Annotated in this window: 4 protein-coding genes and 2 pseudogenes; 3 read left to right on the top strand and 3 right to left on the bottom strand. The window is 69.0% G+C overall.

Features of this window, described 5'->3' with window-relative positions; translation table 11 throughout:
• Positions 1–665: 665 nt before the first annotated feature.
• On the bottom strand, positions 666–1,436 hold the full coding sequence (gene istB, locus JF597_RS52685; RefSeq protein ID WP_294014034.1) for an IS21-like element helper ATPase IstB: 771 nt from the start codon (positions 1,434–1,436) through the stop codon (positions 666–668).
• Positions 1,433–2,851: pseudogene (istA, locus tag JF597_RS52680) on the bottom strand (IS21 family transposase). The gene istB and the pseudogene istA overlap by 4 nt, the downstream one beginning before the upstream one ends.
• Before the next feature lie 271 nt (positions 2,852–3,122).
• Between istA and JF597_RS52675 the strand changes: the two are divergent.
• Positions 3,123–3,611: a GNAT family N-acetyltransferase gene (locus tag JF597_RS52675; protein ID WP_294014036.1), complete on the top strand. Its 489-nt coding sequence runs from the start codon at positions 3,123–3,125 to the stop codon at positions 3,609–3,611.
• 54 nt (positions 3,612–3,665) lie between these two features.
• Here JF597_RS52675 and JF597_RS52670 read toward each other — a convergent pair whose 3' ends face one another.
• Positions 3,666–3,914: a hypothetical protein gene (locus tag JF597_RS52670; RefSeq protein ID WP_294014037.1), complete on the bottom strand. Its 249-nt coding sequence runs from the start codon at positions 3,912–3,914 to the stop codon at positions 3,666–3,668.
• Between the two features lie 120 nt (positions 3,915–4,034).
• Here JF597_RS52670 and JF597_RS52665 point away from each other — a divergent pair.
• Together JF597_RS52665 and JF597_RS52660 are read left to right on the top strand one after the other, a co-directional pair.
• Positions 4,035–5,446 (top strand): annotated as a pseudogene (locus tag JF597_RS52665) (DEAD/DEAH box helicase).
• A 211-nt stretch (positions 5,447–5,657) separates the two neighbouring features.
• A partial coding sequence (locus JF597_RS52660) for a DUF5302 domain-containing protein (protein ID WP_294014032.1) occupies positions 5,658–5,893 on the top strand: 236 nt, incomplete at its 3' end.

The following is a 5,893-nucleotide window of genomic DNA, read 5'->3' as shown; positions in this document are numbered from 1 at the left end:
GTTTGGGGGGTTGGATCTGGTCGGTGGTATGGAGTGTGGGGGCGGGGAGTTGCCGGAGGTCGGTGAGAGCATGGACGTGGAAGCTGAGGGTGGGGGGTCGGGGGCGGTGTGGGCTGGTAACGGTGGGGGTGGGTCAGGTGGGGGGAGTGAGGGGGTTGCGGTAGTTCCCGTCACAGCGGGCAGGCAGGGGTGTGGGCGAGGCGGGGGTAGCTTCGGTGCCGGGGGCCGCGAGGGAGGGTGCGGTCGATTCGCCGAGCCGGTGGCCGCGCCCGGTGGGTATGAGGTGTTGATGGTGCCGGGCAGTGAGGCGGGCGGGACTTTGGCCCCGGGCGGAGCCGGGGGTGTCCCGGCGGGCACTTCAGAGCTGACCGGGGAGCAGCGCCTGCTACTCCAGGCGGTCTGGCCCTTGCTGCTGCGTCCGGGCCGGCTGCCGACATATGAGGAGATCGGCGCGGAGAGGAGTATCAGGAGCGTGGATGAGGCGGGACTTGGGCTGATGGAGCTGGAGTCAAGCGGGCTCCTGCTCCTCAATGGGCGGTGCGCAGGTGCTGCTCTGACCGATGCCGGTTGGGGAGTGGTTCTGCAGCCTGCGGATGCGGCGGGCCCGCCGCTGTCGGCGTACTCTCCCTTCGGGTCGGGCCGGTACGTTTGAACGTCCCCAGTTGTTAGGCCACGTCGGTCTCGCGCTCGATGGCCTGGAGGCGGTTCTTGAGTCGGTAGCTCGGGCCGTTGATTGCGATCACTTCGCAGTGGTGGAGGAGTCGGTCGAGGATCGCGGTGGCGAGGGCCTCGTCGCCGAAGACCTGGCCCCACTCGCTGAAGGTCTTGTTCGAGGTCAGGATGATGGAGCCCTTCTCGTAACGCTTTGAGATGACCTGGAAGACCAGGTTCGCCTCGGCTCGTTCGAGGGGCTGGTATCCCACCTCATCGACCACCAGGACGCTCGGCCGCAGGTAGGTGCCGAGTTTGTTGACCAGCCGCCCGGCCGACTCGGCGGCCTTCAGGTTGCGGACCATGTCGTCGAGGCTGGTGAAGTAGATCGAGTAGCCAGCCCGGCAGGCCGCGACCGCGAGAGCGACGGCGATATGCGTCTTGCCCACCCCGGGCGGCCCCAGTAGCGCGGCGTTCGCCTTGCCGTCGACGAAGGAGAGGCTGGCGAGGTCTTTGACCTTGCGCGGGTCTAGCTCGTGCTGGAACGAGAAGTCGTACTCGTCCAGCGTCTTGTGGTGCGGCAGCTTGGACAGCCGCAGGCCCTGGCGGAAGCGGCGGTCGTCGCGGACGGCCAGCTCCTCGGACAGGACCAGGTCGAGGAAGTCGAGGTAGCCCATCTTCGCCTCGTCGGCCCGGCGGGTGTACTCGTTGATGGTCTCTGCCAGGTGGGGCAGGCCGAGCTTGCCGGCCGTGGTGCGGATGCGGTTGCCGGTCAGCTCGCTCAAGGCGACTCCTTCGTCGGGAAGTTGGTGGTGAAGGGCCGGGTGCCGGTCAGTTCGTCATAGACCGACAGCGGCCGCCTCCCGACCTCGATCTGGGTTGCAGCGGCCCGGTTCAACAGAGCCTGCAACGGCCCGATGCGACCGGACGCGGAAGACTCGCTTCGCGGTGGTGGCGGCTCGTCGCCCGTCGTGGTGCGGCGGTTCTTGCCGGTCGGCAGGCCGTCCCAGTGCTCGTCCTGCTTGACAACCACGCCGCGGCCGACCGCCCGCGGATGGCTGGACAGCAGAGTCTCGCCGCTGACATCGGGGACGGTCGAGTGCAGCGCGACCTGCGACTTCGTGGCCCGGACCTCCACCAGCTGACGCGGGCGGACCTTGCGGGCCGGCACCGAGTAGAGGTTTCCGCCAAACGCGACCAGGCAGTCCTTGCCGACCGGCCGCAGATGCCGCTCAGCCACCAGATAGGGCGACGGTGGCAACGGCTTGAGGGCGGCGTGATCCTAGGCGGCCCGGTGTCCGATGACCTCGTGATGGGTGGCGTGGGTGCGGGCGCGTCGCTGCGGCACCCACGCCATGAAGGCGGCATCCAGCTCCTCGAGCGAGGAGAACGCCCGCCCGGCCAGCACGTGATCACGCACGATCAACACCTGACGTTCGACCCGCCCCTTCCCGGTGGGCCGGTAGGCGGCCAGCACGTCGATGTCGAAGTCGTAGTGGCCGGCGAAGCCGACCGCTTCCGGATGCAGCGGCACCGCCTCGCCCGGGGCGACGTGCCTGCGCACGACGGTCTTGGTCCGGTCGTAGACGATCGACATCGGCACCCCGCCGAAGTGCGCAAACGCCCGCCGGTGGCAGTCGAAGAAGGTCTGCAGGTCCTGGCTCGTGGTGAAGCAGCAGAACGGGTCGCGCGAGTACGACAGAACCATATGGAACGAGTAGACCTTCGGGATTCCCAGGTGGGCGAGGATCTTGCCTTCATCGCCCCAGTCGACCTGAGCCTGGGCCCCGGGAACCACCTCGAAGCGGCGGTGCATACCCGCCAACTCCCGCGGCTCGATGCCCAGTTCACCCGCGATCCGCGGCCGGGCCTCCTGCAGATACAGCTTGACCCGCTGATAGTTGATCGTCGAGCCGCACTCCTTCACCAGACGCTCGTGCACCACGGCGCCCTTGATGAAAATCTCTGCCTGCGGCATGGCGTCGATCAACGGGGCAACCTCGTCGACCACCTTCTTCCGAGGTCGGCCGTTCGACGTCCGCCTCGGCGGCACCGACGCCGCCGTGTTCGACAGATACTTACGGACCGTTTTGCGGTCCAGCCCCGTCTCCTTGGCCACCTCCGTCAGACTGACCGCTCCTGACTCGACCAGAGCACGGAACCGCCGCAGTTCCAGCCAGCGCTGCGGGTCCAAAACCACCGCGTCACCGCCCTCCGCCACCCTTCACCGGACGAGCAGCAGAGTGCCGGGCACCACGATTCACCGCACCATCAAGCGTCCCTTTTCACTCGTACGCGACCGAGGACGATCGTGTGTACGCCGACAGGGGGCCTTGGTCAAGGTCCGACGGTGTCGGTGACGTGGTCGATCGGGGCCCTGGGCGAGTCGTTCCCGGGAGCGGTGCAGGAACATCTGGCCGAGCAGCCGACCCGCCGCAGGAAGGCACCCTCCGGTGCGAGACACTCACCCGATGGGTTCACGCACTTCCCGGATCAGTCAGCCGGTCGCGATACGGAGGGCCGTCGCGCTGGATGCCAAACGGTTCACCCGGCTCGTGCGCGGCTCACGCGCCTATGCGGGTAAGTACGCAGCCGCAGTCGCGGGATACCGGGTCGGGCCTGACTACATCGAGGCCCACCGCGCCTTCGTAGCCGTCGGCGCCGACGAGCAGGGAGGCCGGGTCCTCGGGTTCTACTCGCTCGTCCTCGCTCCACCGGAGCTCGACCTGCTGTTCGTCGCCGCCGAAGCGCAAGGACGGGGCATCGGACGACTGCTCGTCGCGCACATGCAGCCCGAGGCCCGTGCCGCTGGGCTCGGCCGTGTCAAGGTCGTGTCGCATCCTCCTGCCGAGGACTTCTACCACCGCGTCGGTGCAGTGCGGATCGGGACCGCGCTCGCGAACCCGCCGGCCGTGCAGTGGGACCGTCCCGAACTCGAGTTTCGCATTCCTTCGGAATGACGCGGTGCGCGGAGCGGATCGTGACGGGCTGGTCGTTTCCCCTCAGGTCGAGTATCACGTCGGGGCCTGACGCGTGGTCAAGGCGGGATGGAGCGTGGTCAGCTCGCAGCAGATCTGGAGGGCCTGCCCCGTCGTGGTGGCCGGGAGCGGGATGTCGGGGGTGCTCGTCATCTGTTGACACAACGTCACTGCCTGGGCGGCAACGTGCAGCGCGATGCGCTCGCCGGGGCGTTCTTCCAGGGCTCGCAGGAGAAGTTCCTGGACCGTCACACGGGTGGTGACCTCGCTCAGTGGAGCGAGCATCGGCCGACAGTCCGGGAACTCCTCGGGCAGCACACGGTCATGCCGGTCGTCCCGGTCGGCCACGCGTGGCTCGACAGCTCGCCCGCGGGGCCGTTCCTCAAGGGGACCGGAAGGTTGTTCATGAAGCATCCCGATGACTCCGGTATCGCTCACGGCGGTCCGGCCCCGAGGCCAGGACCCCGGCGCTGCCCCCGGCCGTCTCCTTCGCCGGTCTGAAACTGCCGGTGGAGGTGGTGCGGACACTGGCCGGACTCGGGGTGCGCGAACCCTTTCCGATCCAGGCCGCGACACTGCCCGATGCCCTGGAGGGGCGCGATGTCCTGGGACGTGGGCGCACCGGATCGGGCAAGACGCTCGCCTTCGGCCTGCCGCTGCTGACACGTACGGCCGGGCGGCGCGCCGAACCGAAGCAGCCCCTCGCTCTGATCCTCGTGCCCACCCGGGAGCTGGCCCAACAGGTCACCCAGGCGCTGGCGCCGTACGCCGAGGCGCTGCGGCTGCGGATGACCACGGTCGTCGGCGGCATGTCGATCGGCCGGCAGGTCGCCGCGCTGCGTCAGGGAACAGAGGTGGTCGTCGCCACCCCCGGACGCCTGCACGACCTGATCGAGCGCAACGCCTGCCGCCTGGGACGGGTAAGAATCACCGTGCTGGACGAGGCCGACCAGATGTGCGACTTGGGATTCCTGCCGCAGGTTGCCGACGTGCTCGACCAGGTGCACCCCGACGGTCAGCGGATGCTCTTCTCGGCCACTCTCGATCGCGACGTCGATCAGTTGGTCCGCCGCTACCTCCACGACCCCGTCGTCCACTCGGTCGACCCGGCCGCGGGCACGGTCTCGACGATGGAGCACCACGTTCTGGTCGTCCACGGCCCTGATCGCTACGCCGTCGCCACGGAGATCGCCGCCCGCGACGGCCGCGTACTGCTGTTCCTCGACACCAAGCACGCCGTCGACCAGCTCACCCGGCATCTGCGGGCCAGCGGGGTGCACGCCGGGGCCCTGCACAGCGGCAAGTCCCAGCCACAGCGCACACGGACCCTGGCGCAGTTCAAGAACAGCCAGATCACCGTTCTGGTGGCGACCAATGTCGCGGCCCGTGGCCTGCACGTCGACGAACTCGATCTCGTGGTCAACGTCGACCCGCCCACCGACCCCAAGGACTATGTGCACCGAGCGGGCCGCACCGCCCGCGCCGGTGAGTCCGGCAGCGTGGTCACGCTCGTGCTGGCGGGCCAGCGCCGGGAAACGAGCCGAATGATGGCCGGGGCCGGCATCGAGCCGACCGTCACCAAGGTGCGCTCGGGCGAGGCGGAGCTGAGCCGGATCACCGGCGCCAAGGCCCCCTCCGGCACGCCGCTCGACGGCGGGTCGGCCGTCTCCCGGCCCAAGAACAGCAACGCTCCCTTCCGCGGCCTCGGCACCAGCAAGGACACCTCCCGCGGCGCCGGCGGCAGGTCCCGAAAGGCCGGCGAGGCCCGCAAGCTCGCCGAGGCCCGCAAGGCCGCCCTCGTGCGTCGCAACGGCTGAGAGCCGTTGCCCCGGCAGCGAATTTCCTGGCCACGGGATCGACACCCCTCGGGCCGGCCCGAAGCCGTCCTGCGCGTTTCGCCTGCCAAGTCAACGCCTCGGCCGCGAGGGGGATACCCGCCGAAACGGAGCAGGATGACGTTACAGGCGCCTCGCACTGCGCTCAGCATGACAAGCTGTGCTTGCCCACCCTCGAACCCAGGAGGTCACCATGACCGCAGAGCCCGTATCTACGGAAGGTTCGGAGCCGGCTGCCCCCGAGACGTCCCCCCTGGCGCCGGACGGCGACGGCAACTACGACCTCAAGCGAAAGTTCCGCGAAGCCTTGGCGCGCAAGCGCGGTGCGCAGGCGGACGCCGCCGATGTTGCCGCCAACCCGGATGCGTCGAAGGTGCGTGCCGCGCACGGCCCGGCTGCGAGCCAGCGGTCGTTCAGGCGTAAGAGCGG

The sequence above is a fragment of the Streptomyces sp. genome, from assembly GCF_019510245.1.
GTDB lineage: Bacteria > Actinomycetota > Actinomycetes > Streptomycetales > Streptomycetaceae > Streptomyces.
The sequence above is the reverse complement of the archived record's forward strand: the minus strand, read 5'-3'. Positions and strand labels throughout refer to the sequence as shown.